The 17973-nt window shown below is 36.8% G+C and carries 19 protein-coding genes and 1 pseudogene; 2 read left to right on the forward strand and 18 right to left on the reverse strand.

Annotated elements, in window-relative coordinates:
• Positions 1–75: 75 nt before the first annotated feature.
• From LJD61_RS13270 to LJD61_RS13325, 13 genes and pseudogenes are all read right to left on the reverse strand, one after another.
• Positions 76–600, reverse strand: coding sequence for a flavodoxin family protein (locus LJD61_RS13270; RefSeq protein WP_255228035.1), 525 nt, complete (start codon positions 598–600; stop codon positions 76–78).
• A 17-nt stretch (positions 601–617) separates the two neighbouring features.
• Positions 618–1076 (reverse strand): FMN-binding protein, encoded by a 459-nt coding sequence (locus LJD61_RS13275; protein ID WP_255228036.1) that lies wholly within the window; start codon positions 1074–1076, stop codon positions 618–620.
• A complete protein-coding gene (locus LJD61_RS13280) occupies positions 1042–1647 on the reverse strand; it encodes a TetR/AcrR family transcriptional regulator (protein WP_255228037.1) in 606 nt (201 codons plus the stop codon). Before LJD61_RS13280 ends, LJD61_RS13275 begins: the two co-directional genes overlap by 35 nt.
• A gap of 247 nt (positions 1648–1894) precedes the next feature.
• On the reverse strand, positions 1895–2944 hold the full coding sequence (locus LJD61_RS13285) for a plasmid pRiA4b ORF-3 family protein (RefSeq protein WP_255228038.1): 1050 nt from the start codon (positions 2942–2944) through the stop codon (positions 1895–1897).
• A 476-nt stretch (positions 2945–3420) separates the two neighbouring features.
• The gene (locus LJD61_RS13290) at positions 3421–4029 is read right to left on the reverse strand and encodes a DUF2812 domain-containing protein (RefSeq protein WP_255228039.1); all 609 of its coding nucleotides are present in this window, start codon (positions 4027–4029) and stop codon (positions 3421–3423) included.
• Positions 4026–4352, reverse strand: coding sequence for a PadR family transcriptional regulator (locus tag LJD61_RS13295; RefSeq protein WP_255228040.1), 327 nt, complete (start codon positions 4350–4352; stop codon positions 4026–4028). Before LJD61_RS13295 ends, LJD61_RS13290 begins: the two co-directional genes overlap by 4 nt.
• A 238-nt stretch (positions 4353–4590) precedes the next feature.
• A pseudogene (locus LJD61_RS20800) lies at positions 4591–4880 on the reverse strand (Fic family protein); the annotation flags it as partial.
• A 20-nt stretch (positions 4881–4900) separates the two neighbouring features.
• On the reverse strand, positions 4901–5086 hold the full coding sequence (locus LJD61_RS13300; RefSeq protein ID WP_255228041.1) for a hypothetical protein: 186 nt from the start codon (positions 5084–5086) through the stop codon (positions 4901–4903).
• Positions 5087–5327: 241 nt separating this feature from the next.
• On the reverse strand, positions 5328–6452 hold the full coding sequence (locus LJD61_RS13305; protein WP_255228042.1) for a radical SAM protein: 1125 nt from the start codon (positions 6450–6452) through the stop codon (positions 5328–5330).
• Between the two features lie 427 nt (positions 6453–6879).
• Entirely contained in the window at positions 6880–7857 is a 978-nt protein-coding gene (locus LJD61_RS13310; RefSeq protein WP_255228043.1) for an SMP-30/gluconolactonase/LRE family protein, read from the reverse strand.
• Between the two features lie 133 nt (positions 7858–7990).
• Entirely contained in the window at positions 7991–8593 is a 603-nt protein-coding gene (locus LJD61_RS13315; protein WP_255228044.1) for a class I SAM-dependent methyltransferase, read from the reverse strand.
• Between the two features lie 122 nt (positions 8594–8715).
• Entirely contained in the window at positions 8716–8880 is a 165-nt protein-coding gene (locus LJD61_RS13320) for a hypothetical protein (RefSeq protein ID WP_255228045.1), read from the reverse strand.
• Between the two features lie 21 nt (positions 8881–8901).
• A complete protein-coding gene (locus tag LJD61_RS13325) occupies positions 8902–9129 on the reverse strand; it encodes a hypothetical protein (RefSeq protein ID WP_255228046.1) in 228 nt (75 codons plus the stop codon).
• Positions 9130–9903: 774 nt separating this feature from the next.
• On the opposite strand from LJD61_RS13325, the gene LJD61_RS13330 reads away from it, so the two are divergent.
• Together LJD61_RS13330 and LJD61_RS13335 are read left to right on the forward strand one after the other, a co-directional pair.
• Entirely contained in the window at positions 9904–11301 is a 1398-nt protein-coding gene (locus LJD61_RS13330) for a PQQ-dependent sugar dehydrogenase (protein WP_255228078.1), read from the forward strand.
• A gap of 215 nt (positions 11302–11516) precedes the next feature.
• Positions 11517–12020 (forward strand): hypothetical protein, encoded by a 504-nt coding sequence (locus tag LJD61_RS13335; protein WP_255228079.1) that lies wholly within the window; start codon positions 11517–11519, stop codon positions 12018–12020.
• An 806-nt stretch (positions 12021–12826) separates the two neighbouring features.
• Here the strand turns inward: LJD61_RS13335 and LJD61_RS13340 are convergent.
• From LJD61_RS13340 to LJD61_RS13360, 5 genes are all read right to left on the reverse strand, one after another.
• Positions 12827–13807, reverse strand: a complete 981-nt coding sequence (locus tag LJD61_RS13340) for a serine hydrolase domain-containing protein (protein ID WP_255228047.1) — start codon at positions 13805–13807, stop codon at positions 12827–12829.
• Between the two features lie 97 nt (positions 13808–13904).
• On the reverse strand, positions 13905–14738 hold the full coding sequence (locus tag LJD61_RS13345; protein WP_255228048.1) for a MerR family transcriptional regulator: 834 nt from the start codon (positions 14736–14738) through the stop codon (positions 13905–13907).
• A 241-nt stretch (positions 14739–14979) separates the two neighbouring features.
• Positions 14980–16014 (reverse strand): IS21 family transposase, encoded by a 1035-nt coding sequence (istA, locus tag LJD61_RS13350; protein ID WP_255228049.1) that lies wholly within the window; start codon positions 16012–16014, stop codon positions 14980–14982.
• 339 nt (positions 16015–16353) lie between these two features.
• The gene (locus tag LJD61_RS13355) at positions 16354–16707 is read right to left on the reverse strand and encodes a YciI family protein (protein WP_333783125.1); all 354 of its coding nucleotides are present in this window, start codon (positions 16705–16707) and stop codon (positions 16354–16356) included.
• Between the two features lie 169 nt (positions 16708–16876).
• A complete protein-coding gene (locus tag LJD61_RS13360) occupies positions 16877–17953 on the reverse strand; it encodes a Fic family protein (protein ID WP_255228050.1) in 1077 nt (358 codons plus the stop codon).
• Positions 17954–17973 lie beyond the last annotated feature (20 nt).

The raw sequence follows: 17973 nt of genomic DNA on the forward strand, positions 1-17973 counted from the left end.
TCTAAATCAATTACTTTTATTGTCAGTGATATCGAACTTGACTCGGCTGCATTCGTCATAATAATATCCTTATTTTTATTCAAAATGCTTTTTTATCTCCTTAACTGCTTTCACAGTCATCGAATCCAGATCACTTTCGGTCAATTTATAGACTTCGACTGCCTTAGGGTCAATTTTTGCATCTTTAGGCAGAAGATCAGCAATGTACATGTTAATAAAAACCGCTGGGGCGATGCCAGCACGCCTTGTTATGTTATTGCAGAGCTGAGGATTAGGGTTTAACGAGCCTCCGCTGATGCTGACAAATCCATATTTACGCGGGTTCAGTTTTATATATTTCAGATATGACCTTAGCGGAAAGGCTGGCTGCCCCATCCACACAGGAGCAACGAAAATTATTCCGTCATATTTATCAAGTGTTTGTGGTTCTGGCAAGATATGCGGGGTCCTGTTAAATGTAATATCCAAAGTGATGGTACCGTAGCTGCGCTTTTTCGCTTCTGTTATTCTTATGTGCTCTGCCGATATTGCTTTGGCAAGATTAGCTGCCAATGCCTCGTTGTTTCCTGTCATGGAATATGAAACTACTGCGATACTCATAAGATTGCTCCTTCCTATTATTCGGATTGCGCTTTATTAAGCGCATCTTCCACCGCTTTAAGATAAGATTTCGAGGTAAGAGTCGCTCCGCTGATGACATCCACCTGTAATGTCTCTCTCTCAATTATGCTGTCAAACAAGTCATTCAGGGATTTCCCGTTATTAATTTCGTTTGCCTGTTTTTCACCAGCAAGAGCCCCTCCAACAGCATTGATTTTCATTATCTTGCCTGAGGATATTGTAACCTCTACGCTGGTGTCCCGCGAACTATCCTTAACCCCTTTGTAATGGCCAATATATATACCATCGTGCAGCTTGTCAAAATCAATATTTGAGAAGGTAAGGTTTTTTACCTCGGCGCGGCTGGGGCCTGTTGCCAGGAAAACGACCATCATCAATCCGGCAATGGCCGCAACAATTCCCAAGATGACATGCCAGGTTCTAAACTTCCTCTTTTGCTTCATTTTTGTTTTCATTAATCATCAACCCCTTCATCGTAAACTCTGCCAGATATTCAATCACCTGCGGAAAATATTCAAGGCCTATTTCTTCTTTGTGCGTGTCCACATTAACCAGGGCAGCAAATATTGCCATAATCATCTCTGCACTGATATCAGAACGCATTTTACCTTCATTTTGCCATTTTCTAACGACCTCAACGAAGCTATCATAGAGAAAATCTACTCGTTCTGCACCGTCTTCTTCTCGGAAGCCTTTCTCAAGCTTTTGAAAAACATCCCGGTTGTACCATTCTCTCAATATGGGGTTCTCTTGCATACCCTGAAGGTTTTTCATCATCATCTCCTTCATGACCAGTATGGGTTCTGCCTCCATGTTAAGCGATGCCAGTATCCTTCTTTTCAGTTTTGCATTTTCATCGTTGTATATCTCCATGAAGAGCTTATCCTTCGAGTTATAGTAACTATAAAAGGTTCCTGTAGCCATACCGGCTTGCTTCATTATCTCCGCAACATTCGTATCCTTAAAGCCCTTTTTCTCAAATATCTCTTTACCGCAATTGTATATTATATCTTTCTTTTCACTCAAAAATGTAACCTCCCGATACCATAAAATATGAATGAATATCTTTTTATTCATTCATATTTTATCAACAGAACTATTTGATGTCAATACTTATATGTAGAAATTTTTAAAGTTACTTGGATTAACGTAAGACCTTAAAAAGATATAAAAAAAGAAGCGTCATGGCTCATAAATATTTTATTTCCAGTGTTTAGCTGTAATTTCGGACAAAGCAGCATTCAGCACATCTGCTTCACTAACATAATCATAACTACAACATCATTTTATTAGAAACTTTTCTACTACTCCAGCCAAGACTCCGTGCCCATGCACGAGCATCAGCACTTTCTTCTTTATCTTCACCCTCATAAATAGTTCCTAAGAAATCAGCAAACCCACTCAATCCTCCAACATCATCAAGCACGGATATGCCATCTTTATTAATACAAACCGGTTTGTACTTATTTAATACAGTATCCTTCGCTTCTTCAAGCTCATATTCATCAATAATGTTTTGTTTCAGAAGATCATCGCAATCTTTGTGCTTAGTTATTGTAACAATCCAGTTATCTCCAAAATCATAATTATAAATAAGTTCCCTTGTTACAGGAAACAGCTCTTTTGAATCAATATTCTCACCTTGAGCTGCAATAACTTTATTAACTTCTAACCGTTCCAACAAACTCTCAGTGCCACTTTCAATGACAAGAGATGAATTCATCTCTTCAAGAGTCAACTCAACTAACGGTGCTCTGCGTATTATTCTAACTTCATCATTCTTATCTTGTTTTGATCTTTCCATATAGTCTGTGAGCGATTCCCTAACCTCTAACATTTTGAATCTATCCAGTAGTTCCTGTATATCTTGCTTTGCTATCTCTGGATGCTCCATAATTCCTCCATAGCTATATGGTCCTGTATATTTCTTCTTTAGCCATGTGCTGATACTGCCTTTCTGATAATCATCATCCCAAAAAATATCATCTTCTGCTTCGGATGGTGGTTGAAATAGTATGCCTACTAAATTCGACCAGCCCTTGACTGTACCACCAGTCAATTTATTATATACATCCTCTGGTAAATAAAAATTACGCAGATGTGAATTCTGCCATCCAAATAGTTTTTGAATCGCATAATGCAGATTGTGCAATGGCATATCAGAAGGTATAAAGATATCTCTGGTTATTGACTCGCCCATTCTAGATTCTCCATATCTTCTCAGCATTCTTTTTTGATAATCCGAAAGATAATCATCCTTCAATTCTAGATGAAGACATACTGGAGTAATTTTATCTTTTGTTTCATTTATATCGTTTCTCATATTCTGCTCCTTTCAATTACTCATTTAACATTTGTTATGCTCTCTTGTGTGAAGCAAACAAACTTTCATGTCTCAATTCTAACTCATTTCTATTAATTTTTCCGCTATATTTTAATTATTTTTTCTTGAAAACAGATTAAAAACTCTGAATTTTGATATGCTCCAAATTGGAGAAATATAGCCAAGTCTGGAAGTATACATATTTTCTATAGTTAGAGAGGACTTGCAAAATTGCTTGCGTCCATTTTCAGTTCGCAAATCAATTCCCAAATCTTCCTTCACAACATCCGTGGGTAAAAACATTCCCTGCAAAGCTAAGACCATCAGCATCGTCAATTCTTTGGGGTTACCGGTGAGGAAAAACCCGACAATGCCAAAGTGTAATAGCGGCCGACCTCGGCCTGATATAAACAATATCCGGTTTCCGCTCATACCGGCAGCCGCCATCAGTACCGTGAGCACAAGGATGACAGCAGCTATTCTTCAATGTTTGCACGAACTGAAAAGGCCGAGGTCCTCTTCTGATATCTTATCGTTGGTATGGAACATAATATTCCCAAAATGCCAAATGCAATTACCCCCTTGGAAATAAATCCTTTATCAATAAATTGCCAAACAGCGAAGGCTAAAAGCATAACGACAGTTGCCAACCACGCGTTTCTTAAGGACTTGTAATAATTGGATTTATCGGAATTTGTGGTATGTAGCTCGAAAGGTTTGCCGGTATTCTTTTTTTCAACAATAAATAATTCTTTATTATAGTTCCCGGGTTTAGTGGAAATCTGCCCCATACCGCTGCCATATGGTCTCCATCTCAATTTGATTACTGAGAAATTGAGATTGGCGTTTTTATAGAATACTTTATAACCGAGTTCCTCTAAAAAGGCCCGGTATTCCTTTTCTTTTTTAAAACTCTGTTGAGCAACAAACTCAACTGCATATTGATATTCACCAGGCTGACACTCTTCAAAGTCATAAGTCATTTTCCCTGTTTTTATTAGCCGATACCCTTTTTGTGCCATTTGATTTAACCAGTTTTCCTGAGTATCCAAAAATCCGCCAAAAAAACGATAACATTTTTTCATTGTTCTTGCCCCCCTGTAATTTCTTCTGCTATATCGATTAAGCTTTTTAGTCTTTTCATCTCTGCTTCTGCTATTTCCTTACCAATCTCTGTAATAACATATTCTTTTTTTCTGCCGCTTCCGTCGTCAACAGGCATTATCCAATTCCGTTCCTGCAAGGTGTTTATCGCACCGTAGAGCGAACCTGCTCCCAAAACTAAACGGCCTTGTGTTTTATCTTCTACAAATTTCATAATTCCATATCCGTGGCTTGGAGTATATAAAGACAGCAATATAAAAAAAGTTACTTCTGTTAAAGCACCGCCTTTTGCGTTGTCTCTCATCATTTTCCCTCCTGTATAGCTATTACGGTTACTGTAATAAATATATCACTAACCGTAATATGTGTCAATAGAAAAAGCATTATCATGCGATAATGCTTTTAAGCCCAATTTTTGTTTCTAAGAAAATAATTATTCTTTTTGCAATGCTTCTATCATCTTCAGGTGGATTCCATGCTACTCCAAATATTGGGCAACTTAATCCTGTAATCCTATTTAAAGTATTGATGGCAATTTGAATTTACTCTATGAAAGTTTGAGTCATGTAGTTCTCCGGCAGAGGTTTGGTTATCCCAATGAAAATCTCGTTCATTTTAGCATGATCACAAAGGAAGGAAGCTGCACTTGCCTCAATCATTTTTTGTCGGTCACCTGAGAAAAGTCCACACTATATCCTGCATTTTCGGCCAAATATTCAATAAAAAGTCTTTGTACTCTGCCGTTTCCTTCTCTGAAGGGGTGAAGGACATTGATTTCACTTAGATAATATGCAAGTCGGAACGACATTTCACCTTTAGAGACATCCTTTAGATTCATAGCTGTAATCGTAATTATTGTTCATGGCTATAGTCTCTGACATCGGTATGCTTTTTTATGAGTTCAGCTATCGTTTCTTCAACCAGTTTATCATTTCCTGAACAACGTCTGATTCTATCTTTATCAGTCTGAGTAAGCGGCATGCCTTCCATTGACATTGAGCCGTTAACCTCATTAATTAGCCTTTCCAAATCCCTCATATTAACACCACCTTATCTATATATTATACTATATTGTCATTGAGAATTCAAAACTGTCCACCGTCTGACCAGCTAGACCATCTGACCAGTTACTTTATATTTAAGCTTCCACTATAGTGCATCTTTTTTGTATATACAAGGGTTATATAGTTTTCCCAAGTCTCTCCTCTAACTACCTTCCACTAGTTCAATCCTTGCGATGCTTTCCACGTGCCTTGCGGATACAAAATGATAAGATGCTCTAATAATTTATCAATACTGGCTTATAGTCGTCAGGCAGTTCTTCTTCACTTAAAAATTTGAAATTATCATCATTCAGTATTGGTAAGAATACTTCATATGGAATCCTGGAAAACTCACAGGCATAATTACTGGCTCCGAACCACATACCTTCTTTGCTGCTCAAATTTAAACCTCTAGCAAATTTTGTATAGTTTGAGCAATCATGAACTGCTAAATCCCAGTTTTCTTTATCGGCTATTTTCATAAATTTCAACGTTAATTCCCTGCTCCAAATTGGAGAGATATAGCCAAGTCTGGAAATATACATGTTCTCTCCATAATAATTGTATATGTTATTCTCATTTAGATGTAATTCTGCACAATTGATAAAATCGAGTTTTGTCTCTAAGATCGCTTGCTTTTTCTTAAAAAATGCTTCGGAAAACTCAGGCGTCATTGGAGTCTCAATACCTACATTTCTAATATATTTTTTCGCTACTCCAATATTTTCAATAACTTTGTCTGAGCAATTGGTAGCGCCCAGGTTGAAACGTATCTCGTCAAGACCGGCTTCACCTAATGCTTTCAACGTTTCTTCCGCGGCTAAAGTGCCATTTGTATATAGATGTTGATAAATTTGAGCATCACTAAATTTCTTTATAAACGAATAGTATTTTTCTATTTCCATGAATGGTTCTAAATAAACGTAGGAAATGCCAGTGGGTTTCTTGCAGATGGAAAGAAGCAAATCAATATCCTTCTCATAAAATTTAGTGCCTCCGATTTCCCACATACCTTCGCCAACGGTCGGAATATCATCCAGCTCTCCATAATTATAACAAAACTTGCACTCCAAGTTACATTTGTTCGTTTTCCTAATTGCACCTAAACCAGTGCCCAGCAGACAAGAACGGCATCCTTTGGGGAATTTACTCTCATTTCCCACAAAAAAAGTTCTATTCTCTAAAGTTTTCAAACCTCTAATTTCCGACATTAACGCATCATTTCTATGATCGATAGCTGACTCAATTTGTGCAAGAGTAGAGTAAATGATTTCTTCATGCTTTGTACTAATTTCCTCTTTCTCAGGTAATTGTGAAAAAAAATCAAACCATATCAACGCATCTTTCTTTGAAATTTTCATAATGTATTCTCCTCTAACTTAATCTTTCTGAAGATTCGATTTAAATCTTCTTGCAATTCTTTTTAATGTAAGTACTGCTTTCTCCATCTATCCAATTGGCCTTTTTCTTATGGTATTTAGTTCCAATATTATATATTAAAGCCGCTCATATATTTATCTCCCTCTTATATGATTCTGCTTCAACAAGAAACGGATGGATCATCTCAAGCTGGCTGTGTAGCAGTGCAGGCCTGAACGACAGCGATATATTATCATTTTCATGAAGGAATTTTTCAAACCGCTCTCGTTTCCATAAGATCCTCCTCATTTGCAGTCTTGAAGTGATTATATTATTTTTTTATTTGCACTTCAATGCATTATTTGAAAACTATTTTAACATGCCCGTCATACCTAAAAAGGGAGCATTAGTCTGAACTAATACTCCTTTTCAATCCTCAGCTAAGTTGATTCTGACCACCTGATTGCGGCCGTAATCGGCAACATAGGCATATTGCTCGCCAAATTCCCCTCTTCCCAGTACGATGCCTGTAGCATAGCCCATTTTGCCATCACAAAGGGTTTCTATTTCGCCGGATGGATCGATCCTAATCAGAGAGCCTTCTCTGAACAGGGTAACATAGAGCCGTCCTTGCGCGTCTACCTCGAGATGATCGGGCTCCATAAGGCTATCGGCGATGATGGATGGCTCTCCAGGCAGACCATCAGGTCCTATAGGATATTTAAGGACTTCGCCCTTTAGCATTCGAGCAATGTAAAGGTTTTCAAAGGTATTGTCGAAGCTGATCCCTGTGATATGCCATCCGCGCGTAAGCTCCGACTGGCTTTGGTCGCTCTCGATGAACACGCTCTTCTCAAGCATGGGCGTGATTTTATAAACCCGGTTTTCAGATGAGTCCGTAACGTAAAGATTGCCCTCTCCGTCCAGCCGCACATCGTCCGCGCACGAAAAGCCCGTGCCGATTTCATGCGTATCTCCCTGCGGATTTATTTTGAAAACCTTATTGCGCCCCGCTGCGTAAAGATTATTCTCCTCATCCGTCGTCATGCAAAGTAACTCCTGGCAATCGAGGCTTACGAAGTCCATTACTTCTCCCTTCGTCGATACCTTATAGATGCGGTTGGTCTTCCGGTTGCCCACATACATGTTGCCGCTATCATCCATAGCAATACCGTCGGCACCGTCAAAACCCGTGGCAAACACCTCAGGCTCCCCCGTGGTTTCCATGGCGGGTATGGAGGTATTTTCCGGCATTTGCACCAAATCCTCCGCACCGTCCGATATGTCAGGATTTTTCGTGTGGGAACAGCCTGGTAAAAGTAGGCATAGCGCAAGCGCCGCGCAAAGCAAAACGTTTTTCGTTTTACCCTTTAGCGGACAAAATGCAAAGCATTTCTTTAGAACCATAACAAACCCCTCCCAAGCAAATAAATACTATTTTCCCGGCATGCGCTATCGAACCCCGTCTTTATATCTTTTAGACATATATCTATATAATATATTATACCAACTAATAATATTAAAGAAATATGTCCTTTATTTATTTTTGTGAATCAATAATAAACAAAGATGCATCATGCCCCATGAATATTTTACTTCCGGTGTAAAAAGTTCTAGATTGAATTCCTCTATATCCTATTTTTATCATGAGATCAATAAGCTTTTCTTGTTCAAACCCATTGTGAACCATATCTGAAATTATTTCTTCATTTTTATTAAAATCTACAATTAATAGATGCCCTCTTACATTCAAGATATCATATAATCTTGATAAAACTAACTCTACATCCTTAATATGAAGTAGAACCTGAGCCATAAAAATATAGTCAGCATGTAAATTAGAAAGACTATTCTTTTCAAAGTCAAAGCATAATGTGGCTGCATTCTGTATATTAGAGCCAGAAATTTTTTGCTTTATTTGATTAATCATATTCTGTGATGTATCCAAAAATAGTATGGATTTAAATTCATTTAACAAATTCATTCCAACAAGACCAGTTCCACACCCAAAATCAATAGCATTCTTATTTTTAGCATCACCTAAATATTCACGAATGGCATTTGATGACACCTTTGCAATTTGAATTCTTTCAGAAGTGTCATATATATTTGCTATCATTTCAAACTTATCTGTATTTCCCATTATCATTTCTCCAATCTACCTTAATAAAAATCTAATGTCATCTGTTTTATATCCTAAGGAGTACTTTGTCACCATAGCTCTATGATCAATCAAATTTTTATTTATCAAGGTTTATGCTTGTTTCAGCAGATGAACCGTTTCCACATGGAGGTGAATGGAGAATAGTTAATGCGCGCCAGCTCTTCCGGGATGCCGAAATGTCCATTGCCATATACCTTCTTTTTTCTAGGCAAAAACAATGCAATTGCAAGCATTATGGCTATAGCCTTAAAGCACCTTTTTCTCATAATTCACTATCCCTCTATTCCCTACTTGAAATAAGGTTCAGCTATCATCATTTTGTCCGGATTAGTGCTTTTAGGTACATGGTCGGATACTAAATTTTGAATGTACAGTGTTTTTATTTGGGGAATATCTATTTCAAATGGTATGGATTCACCTTTTTTAATGGTTATTTCTTTCAATACTTTACCCTGGCAATCGTCTTCCCTGATTTTAATTATGACCTCGTCGGTAGCACCATCTACATCCTCCATACAAGCTACACCGCCGAATTTCTGGTATTTTTCGTTGGGATAGATAAAGCCGCTGTACTCATAAGACCCAGCAGTTCCCGTATAAACGATTCCCCATTTGTACTGTTTATCATTGACTGCAAGCTGGCTTTTATCAATAGGGTATAGTCACTTCCGCTTAGTTTAATCTTAAGGCTGTAGCTAAGGATTGCTTTAATTTCTTCATTTTTAGGTGTTTCAATGAAGAGAGCTTCAGTTAGTTTCCCAGAATGCTGATTGCTTTTTTTAGTATTTCTAATGCGTCCTGGGCGTCTCTTAGTTCTTTTCGTAGTCTTGTACTCTCTTTTGCTTCGTCACTTTGGTAATTACCTGATCCTCTTGTATGTATCTCTCCATTGTTTGCTCTCCTCTTTTGCCCAAGTACATAATACGATTCTACTTCTGCTCTAAAGCCACAACATCTTGTAGCTAAAGCTTCTCATTTCTACTTTGGACCACAATTCGTCATCAGAACCACGCTCTCCCCATACCTTGGGGATACAATAATAAATTTTCATTGTTAATATTTGTAAATTCAATGTGTAAAAATAGGCTCGTCCCCAATGACCGCCCTGGATTCCTTCGACGCTGGTTCGGAAAATGGTGCAATGCATCATCAGATTCCCCGACCCCAATTTGGTACTAATAGAACAATTCTAATCATATTCTTATAAAAGAAAAGAATATAAAGGAGTGTAAAGTTAGTTGTTAAAAAAAGTTAAAGTAAGTTTACGACCCATTGCTGGTAAGATAAATATGCCTACTGTTTTGAAAACAGCTATACTTCCGGGTGACTCAATGGAAAGATTATTTATTGCAACCCAGGTAGGAGAGATTCTTTACATTGGAAATGGAGTTATAAAAACCTTTTTAGATATTCGCTCCCGAATCATAAAACTAGGTTTTTCCGGTGGTAAATATGACGAACGTGGATTGATAGGGTTAGCATTTCATCCCCAATTTTCTTATAATGGTCTGTTTTATCTTCATTATTCAGTAGTTGGAACACAAGGTCCAGGTGCTCTTCCGAGCTCAGAAGTTTCAAGACAAGGTCTTCCTGAGTTTTTTAAGCCTGACCCATGTGACCCCAGAACCTTAAACCAAAAGTGGATAAATAGAGAAGTTAATTATGATCATATTGATACAGTTGAAGAATGGATTTTACAATCCAATGGTCAAACTCAAAAACGGCGGGCATTACTTAATTTAAGAAGACCATTTTTTAATCATAATGGTGTCAATAGCTTAAACTTTTCACCTGAAACGGGAAAACTTGTTTTAACAACCGGTGATGGTGGATCAGGCTACGATCCATTTAATTTAAGCCAGGATAATATGGAAATTGCCGGTAAAATAATTGAAATTGATGTAGCTAAGAATACATTTATCAATAATCCACCGGTAGTCACACGTTTTGATGAACTTCCCGTACCTATTCAGGAAACGCTTACGGTAATTGCCAAAGGGGTTCGCAATATACCTGGCATTTCATTTCAAAGGTTTTATAATCAGTATATCAAATATATAGGAATTGTCGGACAGGATCTGGTAGAGTCAATTTTTTCATTCGTTAATTATAAACCAATATCGATTACTCAGCTTGTTCAAGCTTATTTAATGAAATCTGAACCTGACCAAGAAGGATTTATTAACTTTGGCTGGCGAGGATGGGAAGGTGCTCTTCCTACTTCGATTATAAGGGGCTGCTCTGCAAATCCAACTTTGGATGAGAAAACAATCGCTTATTACAATGATGCAGTAAAAACCTCAGTGCAGCGTCTTCAGCCTGTAACTAGTTACTTTCATAAAGATCCCCGACCGGATAAGTTTGGAGGAACTGCACTTACGGGAGTCCAATCATATATGGGGAATAGAATTCCCAGTTTAACTGGAAGCGTTGTATTTACTGATTTTGCCCGAAATGAAGAATCTCAACCTCCGATTAGAGGAGTTTTAGCTTATACCAGAGTAAGAACAGATTGTAAACTAAGTGATTTTAGTGTCATTGAAACCGATTATAATTTTGGGTCTCAATCAGCTTATTATGCTAGTTTGGGAACGAATCTGAATAAAACCAGACTATATTTAGGGGTTTATGGCTCTATGAATGTGACTGATTTTAACCAAGGTACTGTTTTTGAAATTGTTCCATGATTCATAACTATAAAATTCGACTTAATACCAGATAAATCCCTTTCTAGGATTTATTGAATCGAAATATAAAACAAACAAGAGCGCAATCATATTCCCTCGTCAATTTTGAAACTGATTTGAGGTAAATGATGAAAGCTTTTACAGAAATATGCACATATAAATCAGTATTCTAAAATACTAGTAGTACCTGATAGGAGGCATTTAAATTGAAAAAAATGAATATAAGTAGGTTTATTTGTATTGGAGGTATATTAACAACAATAGCTGTGCTATTCCAATCAGCACCTGTATTTTTACCCACGATTGGGTTGGCCTTAAGTCCATTAAGTACACTACCTATTGCAATAGCTGCTGTTTCTAATATTTCTCTTGGTTTTACTGTATTTTTTTCTTCCGCATTAATTCTTGTTATAGTTAGTGCACAGGAGACAATAATCCTGCTTTTTACCACCGGGCTACTAGGTATCGTTATCGGAACATTGCTTTATAGGAAGGGAATAATAATTTCTATATTATTTTCAAGCATAACACTATCTCTTGGAATGGTATTTTTAACTTATATAGTAGGTATTTCGGCGTTTGTAGATTTAACCAATTCGTTATCAACTCCTTTAACTTTTTTAATTTTTTTCTCATTTTCACTTGTTTACGCAAGCATCTGGAATATTTGCTTTAAAATATTCATGAATTATCTAATAAAAATAAAATTAATTAGTTAACTCAAATATGGATTTCTTATCATTTTGGCTATTTGAAGTTTTCAAAATGCAGGCAGTAGAACCAGAGTTTATTATTTCATAGTTGATTCTAGTAAACAAAATTTTTTCAATACCACATTGTTATAACAGAAAATCTCTAGATAGGATCTATAATCCGTTCTTTTCTTGTCACAAGTAGCATAAAGAACTTAGCCTGAGCATCAAACCGATTGAACAGGCGAAGATTTCCTGTGCTAAAAAGCTGTTCAATGAGATTTCTACGAGTAAGGTTAAATATCACGACGTGGACAGCTATCAAATCTTACTTAACATCATAAGGGCGTTGTAGTAAATCCGCTAATATTGTAAGGCTTTAGATGACAAAAAACCGCCAGTTTGAAGCTGGCGATAAATTTGACCGAATTTTTTTGGTAGGTGAGGGGTAGCACAGGCGATGAATCAGGTTCCGAGTTATACTTAACTTAAAACTAATTCATAAAGATGTATATTGAGTTAAGTCATACCGTCTTATTTGTCCTTATGACCACAATTCGTCATCAGAACTATACTCTCAACATGCCTTGAGGTGACAATAACGATGTCATGAAGACCCATTGACTCCTTGGCGGAAGTTGGTTTTCTCGAAAATCAGTCTCTGAAACCTGCATTTTATATTTATGTTTCTATTACTTATATTTTGCAATGTAATCAATGCCCCTTATCAAATCCATTGCCTATGATAAAAATTTCATTTATAATCCTTGCTTACATTCATATTTAATACTATTCATTTTTCCATTACAAGCCATCAACACCTATCCAGAACACTATTCACAATCCTCAAATATTGGTTCAATATACTCTTTAATAAGTTCTATTCTACCCTTGACCTTTGGCACAAAAAGAGAAGCAATAGAAACTACTATTTTTTTCTTTGTATTGACATAAATCACATTTCCTCCATCTCCCATAGCTGCATATCCATTCCCATTCTCTACCCACCATAAATATCCATATGACAGATTAAGTTTTTCCCATCGGCTATGTTCCTTCGTACTCTCGTCTATCCATCTTGTCGATACAATTTGTTTTCCATTCCACATTCCGCCATCTAAGTATAATTGACCTATTTTTGCCATATCCGTAGGAGAGAGAGTAAGACCCCACCCGCCTGTATTTACTCCAGTTGAGTCAGCAACCCAGCCGCTGATATTTTTAGCTTTATTAAATGCGAGTTGTTCCTCTTTACTATGAAAAACCACATTACTCTCAACAGTGATTCCCAGTGGCGAGAATAAATTTTCTGTTGCGAAATCAAACACAGATTGCCCAGTCGCTTTTACAAGAATACCCGACAAAATATCTGGTCCTATGAGGGGGGTGTATCTGAATTTCCCTATCTGCCCCCTGCCTCCTAATAAATCAAGCGTAAATTTTACCCAGTCATCACTCGTAAAATACTTTATGTAGGGTGCAAACTTATATTTATAAGGAGCTGTCATTGTCAGCAAATTCTTAAGTGTAACATTCTGTATTGTTTTTTCTCTTCTTTTAACTATGTAATCTGGAAAAAAATCCAATACTTTTTGGTTGATACTTTTGATGTACCCTTTGTCCGTGGCAATCCCAATCAATATGGAAATAATACTTTTTGTTACTGAATAAACATGGATTCGGCTAGTAGCAGTGCATTCATTAAAGTAACTTTCATATAGTGTTTTACCGTCTTTTAATACAACCATGCCTGCAATATTGCTATAATCATTGTTTATCTTCCTTTCCAACTCTGTCACTTTTTCTTGATTCATATAATTTTCTCCTTTATCATTTATTGTCTCTCTAGCTCAATCGTCTTTTCTTAGTTCATATGATTATGTGAAAGTTGAGTGGTCGTGGTTTCTTGGTTTAAATATTTGACACTTTCTTTTTGACAGGATAATAAATTTCAGTTATAAGCTCACTTTCTTTTGAAACTTGATAAGGGTCAGTTACATATACTTCATAAAGGGCATTGTTAGATTCATAGCCTTCCTTTTCTGCCCATTCACGTTGTTTAGTGTATACAGAAGATAGGCCAGAATAAGAACCATATAGAACTGTTTTTAAGCATAGTCCTGGGTAAAAATCCCTTGTACCTGTAACATACTCTTTTACTGGAATAGCAAATTCAGTATCTAAACCAAATGAACTAAATTCTGCACTGTGAAAAAGCACCATTGGTGGAGCAAGCATAGTTAATTTGTTGTCTGCAATTTTCCTAAATAATTTACTAAAGCAATTACCATATTCTTCAGGAAAATCGTATTCATGAACCATTTTTCGGATAGATAGAAGATACATCATTGGTACTTCTACAAGTTGAACATCAATGCTTTCCAGATATGACATAATTGACTTGCCTTGTTTGAAATTTGATATATCATTATTTAGTTGGTCTAAAGTTTTTTCAAATTCTTGTACTTGTTTCTCAATTTCTTTTTTCTTTCCGGTAAGTGCCAAGTAAAGTTTTTCGTCCTGTGATTCTTCTGATTCAAGTATTGTTTTAATCTCTTCTAAAGAAAAATTGTATGATTTTAGGCGGTTGATAAATAACATCGTTTCTAATTGTTCGATAGAATAATATCTATAACCATTTTCAGGGTTTATTTCATCAGGCAGAATTAGCCCTATTTCAGCATAATAGCGAAGCGTCTTTGTAGATACTTTACATATATTTGAAAACTCTCCAATTGATAGCATGCAAATTCTCCTTTCCAATACCTGCTATACCTAGTATAAACTTTGCCCTAAGGTCAAAGTCAACCGCACTTTAAACCGCCTCCTACAGGTAACTAGCAGTTTAACTTAATATAAAAATCATTGCAAGTTCTTTTAAAGGAGAATATCTTTCACTGTATATCGCCTATAAACGCAAAATGCTTTCGCCAAAAAGTATCAAACAATTTGGCGAAAGCATACATCTTCGCAAAACTCTTTTTTCTTATATTTTGGCGTAACCCCACCCCTGCAATGGTCTAGAATAACGTCCGCACCCCCCCTTCCAAGTAGCTAATTCATAGGACCTCTCCGGAAGGGACAGTAAAAACAGCTTTTCCTCTGCATAAATGGTTGCCCTACTACCGTCCTTCTTCTGAAAGGGTTTGTTGTTGAACTCGGCAAGTTTCTCTCTGACTGCCAGGTTCAACTCACGTAAAGAAAGGAACTGCTGGTTTCGCAGTGCCGCCAGTATCCAAGTTGAGATAACTCCTACTGAGCCTTCTACCGAGGGCTTATCCTTCGGCGCTCTCGGTCTTGCCGGAATGACTGCAGTTCCATAGTGCTCAGCAAGTTCCTGATATATTTTGTTGACGATAGTTTCACTTTTAGAGTTCTTTATGATGCCGGTCTTTAAGTTATCCGGTACCAGAATACGGGTAACGCCGCCGAAATATTTGTATGCATTTACATGAGCTGTTACCCAGCATTCCTGATTCTGTGAGAGGAAGGTTTCCACATAAGCGTAGCCACTATAAGCCAGTACGGCTACAAACACATAGGCTTTGATAGGTTCACCGGTGTCCGTGTCAATGATAAAGGCATTTTGACCAGCCCAGTCCACCTCCATGATTTCGCCTGGCTTATGGTTAAGATGCATAGTAGCCTTGGTTTTGCAGACATAGTCGCTGTAATATTTGTTAAACTGAGTAGATTTGTACGGGATATCTCCAGCTTCACGGCATTGCTCGCAGTACTCCACCCATAGTAAGCTCAGTGTAACGCCGCTTTTTGCCATCTCACGGTGAATATACTCATAGTCCGGCATCTTGTAGGCGGGCTTTACTGCATTGGGAGGGAACAACTTATCCGATATATCCTTGTTGTTCCAGTCTTGCACCTGCTCCCAAGTAAGCCCACAATTTCCTGCTCGTTTTAGGACATTTGCCACAGTGTTCCTAGAACATTCACAAGCAGTAGCTATGTCTTGCTTGTTGATCCCTAGGTGAGAAAGCCTCAGAATTTCTCTGTAATTGGTCATCTTATGACCTCCCTTGAATTTATTTGTATCGAAAATCCGACACATAAATTCATTATACAGAGAAACGAGTGCCCTCTTTTTCATGCACAATCCGGGCGTTGAACATGCACAGTTATAACCGGTCAGCATGCACAATTTATGCGGTCAATGTGCTCATTCTGCGACGCTATATTCACTTTTAAAGTATAGATTGTATTTTAACTTTATCCTATTCTACTAAGACTATGATTAGGTGGCATTAATTCTCAAAGCCTTTTTTATAGGGTTCCGATAAATATTGAATGTTTTTGCACCAAATCCTCTGCAATATTATACCTTGAGCAATAATTGCAGCACAAGCTACTCAAATACTTGACACAATTCAATCTGACCCTCCACATACCCTTGCGGGTCTGGCATCCGCATAGCCCATTCGATGGCTTCCCCCCTTGACTTCACATCAATCAAAATGAACCCAGCAATCAATTCTTTCGTTTCTGTAAATGAACCCTCAGTTACCACCGGCTTTTGTCCTGAATTTGGAAACGAAATGCGTATCCTATTTGAACTTGGATGAAGCTCTTTAGCCATAACCCGTACACCTGCCTTAACTAATACCTGATTGTACTTCGTCATAGCTTCAATGAGTTCTGCACTCGGGAGATTTCCAGCTTCCGAATTATTCGAAGCTTTAACAACTAACATAAACAGCATACAAATTACCTTTTATTTTTTAGAAAACTATATTTCTTCAGCGTTTTATTTTTGTTAGGAGACAACATGTCTCCACGTGCCTTAAGGTGACAATAAAGATGTCGTAAAGACCTAGAGACTGCTTGGTGGAGAACTATAGTCTTTTTATATGCCTTTCATAGGGTTATATTCATTTTCTATTACCAGCGTCTTTAACTATTTTAAACAACTCTTTATTAAGATATATTCTTTCTCTTCCAATTTTTTCTGAAACTAAGAATCCTTCTTCTTCTAAAATGGATAAATACTTAGCCGCAGTCTTTCTTGAGATATTAAGACCTTCTTCTATATAGCCAATCTTAGTATAGAATTCAAAAAATATCAGATTCACTAATTCTCTTGAATAGAGGTTAGGAAGCTTCTCTCTTATTTCTTCAGCTGTTTTTTCTAACAATATATTTATTTTTTTTACAAGTAAAAGCGTTTCTTCTGCAGTTTCCTCAACACCTTGTAGTATAAATATTATCCAATCTTCCCATTTACCTTCGTTGGTTACACTTTGAAGTAATCCATAATAAGCAGATTTGTTCCTAATGATAAACTTACTTAGGTATAATATAGGGCTATCTAATAACTCTTTTAAGACTAAGTATAAAACATTGATTATTCTTCCTGTCCTTCCATTTCCATCATAAAAGGGATGAATGCATTCAAATTGATAATGGATGACAGCTAACTTTATAAGGGAATCAATATCATCATAATCATTGTTTATATATTGTTCAAGGTTATCTAAGTATGATAAGATTTCTTCTTTCCCACTTGGAGGTGTATAAATTACTTCTCCTGTAGTTTCATTCTTAAGTACCGTACCTGGAAGTTTTCTAATACCTCCTTTATCTGGCTCTATAATTTCATGTATATCAATAATCATGTTAGTTGATAAAAAATTATTTTTTTTAATTAGTTCATAACCCTTCCATAAGGCAGTTCTATAGTTAACAACCTCTTTAGCCGAAGGAGAAGCATAATTTTCTCTACTCATTGTTTTAAACAATTCATCATGAGTGGTTACAATATTTTCTATCTCTGAACTATCTTTAGCCTCGTTTATTGTTATTGCATTTATTAATATGTTTTTGTTAGGTATCATTTCTGAAAAACCTTTTAGTTCTGCTAAAGCTCTATGAGACCCAGCTAATTGTTTTAAAATATACTTGGTTTCAAGCTCAACATTTGGTGGTAACTTAGATAATGAATTGTTCATTTTTCCACCCCTATTTTATA

Origin of the sequence: Lutispora saccharofermentans, assembly GCF_024363565.1 — a bacterium.
In the GTDB taxonomy this organism is placed as follows: Bacteria; Bacillota; Clostridia; order Lutisporales; family Lutisporaceae; genus Lutispora; species Lutispora saccharofermentans.

Excerpts from the sequence above, each read along its gene's own strand:
- LJD61_RS13270 (WP_255228035.1), bottom strand. The coding sequence starts at position 600 with ATGAGTATCGCAGTAGTTTCATATTCCATGACAGGAAACAACGAGGCA.
- LJD61_RS13275 (WP_255228036.1), bottom strand. The coding sequence starts at position 1,076 with ATGAAAACAAAAATGAAGCAAAAGAGGAAGTTTAGAACCTGGCATGTC.
- LJD61_RS13285 (WP_255228038.1), bottom strand. The coding sequence starts at position 2,944 with ATGAGAAACGATATAAATGAAACAAAAGATAAAATTACTCCAGTATGT.
- LJD61_RS13290 (WP_255228039.1), bottom strand. The coding sequence starts at position 4,029 with ATGAAAAAATGTTATCGTTTTTTTGGCGGATTTTTGGATACTCAGGAA.
- LJD61_RS13295 (WP_255228040.1), bottom strand. The coding sequence starts at position 4,352 with ATGAGAGACAACGCAAAAGGCGGTGCTTTAACAGAAGTAACTTTTTTT.
- LJD61_RS13300 (WP_255228041.1), bottom strand. The coding sequence starts at position 5,086 with ATGAGGGATTTGGAAAGGCTAATTAATGAGGTTAACGGCTCAATGTCA.
- LJD61_RS13305 (WP_255228042.1), bottom strand. The coding sequence starts at position 6,452 with ATGAAAATTTCAAAGAAAGATGCGTTGATATGGTTTGATTTTTTTTCA.
- LJD61_RS13310 (WP_255228043.1), bottom strand. The coding sequence starts at position 7,857 with ATGGTTCTAAAGAAATGCTTTGCATTTTGTCCGCTAAAGGGTAAAACG.
- LJD61_RS13315 (WP_255228044.1), bottom strand. The coding sequence starts at position 8,593 with ATGGGAAATACAGATAAGTTTGAAATGATAGCAAATATATATGACACT.
- LJD61_RS13320 (WP_255228045.1), bottom strand. The coding sequence starts at position 8,880 with ATGAGAAAAAGGTGCTTTAAGGCTATAGCCATAATGCTTGCAATTGCA.
- LJD61_RS13325 (WP_255228046.1), bottom strand. The coding sequence starts at position 9,129 with ATGGAGGATGTAGATGGTGCTACCGACGAGGTCATAATTAAAATCAGG.
- LJD61_RS13330 (WP_255228078.1), top strand. The coding sequence starts at position 9,904 with ATGCCTACTGTTTTGAAAACAGCTATACTTCCGGGTGACTCAATGGAA.
- LJD61_RS13335 (WP_255228079.1), top strand. The coding sequence starts at position 11,517 with ATGAATATAAGTAGGTTTATTTGTATTGGAGGTATATTAACAACAATA.
- LJD61_RS13340 (WP_255228047.1), bottom strand. The coding sequence starts at position 13,807 with ATGAATCAAGAAAAAGTGACAGAGTTGGAAAGGAAGATAAACAATGAT.
- LJD61_RS13345 (WP_255228048.1), bottom strand. The coding sequence starts at position 14,738 with ATGCTATCAATTGGAGAGTTTTCAAATATATGTAAAGTATCTACAAAG.
- istA (WP_255228049.1), bottom strand. The coding sequence starts at position 16,014 with ATGACCAATTACAGAGAAATTCTGAGGCTTTCTCACCTAGGGATCAAC.
- LJD61_RS13355 (WP_333783125.1), bottom strand. The coding sequence starts at position 16,707 with ATGCTGTTTATGTTAGTTGTTAAAGCTTCGAATAATTCGGAAGCTGGA.
- LJD61_RS13360 (WP_255228050.1), bottom strand. The coding sequence starts at position 17,953 with ATGAACAATTCATTATCTAAGTTACCACCAAATGTTGAGCTTGAAACC.